The organism is Vibrio sp. 10N.222.49.C9, assembly GCF_041474985.1.
Classification (GTDB): domain Bacteria; phylum Pseudomonadota; class Gammaproteobacteria; order Enterobacterales; family Vibrionaceae; genus Vibrio; species Vibrio crassostreae_C.
This window is the reverse complement of the sequence record NZ_JBFRVD010000169.1, coordinates 1-498: the sequence shown is the minus strand read 5'-3', so window position 1 is coordinate 498 and position 498 is coordinate 1. Positions and strand designations below refer to the sequence as shown.

At 46.4% G+C, this 498-nt stretch carries 1 protein-coding gene; it reads right to left on the bottom strand.

The window, feature by feature from the left end; translation table 11 throughout:
- Positions 1-498 (bottom strand): shikimate dehydrogenase (gene aroE, locus AB4585_RS22560; protein WP_372171049.1); only part of this gene is annotated, 498 nt, incomplete at both ends.

The window sequence follows — 498 nt, the reverse complement described above, 5'->3', positions numbered from 1 at the left end:
TTGTCCAACTAGCATTCCCAGCCCGTCATAAGCCTTGGCTGCACCATTATCCCTAGCCCACTGATTAAATACTGTAGTGCCAGAGCCATAAACCATGTCATAGCTTACTGTTTGAGGCGAAAATATCGTGGCGGAAATCTTTGGCAATTCTTTGGTTAAGCCTGCAGACGTAGAATTGATGACAACATCAAAGCTTCCTTCTACCTCTTCAATCGGCAACGCCTCAATAGGACCGTGCTCTTTGAATTGCTCCACCAAAGACTGAGCCTTGCTATAGGTTCTATTTGCGATGACGAGCTGTGCAGGCTTTTGATCAAGCAGTGGCTTAAGCACACCTCTTACTGCACCACCAGCACCAATAATCAGAATACGAGCATCCTTGAGCACCACTTGATATTGAAGCAGGTCTTGCACAAGGCCTTCACCATCAGTGTTATCTCCAATAATCTCGCCATCATCTAGCTTCTTCAGTGTATTTACCGCACCGGCTAATTGCGC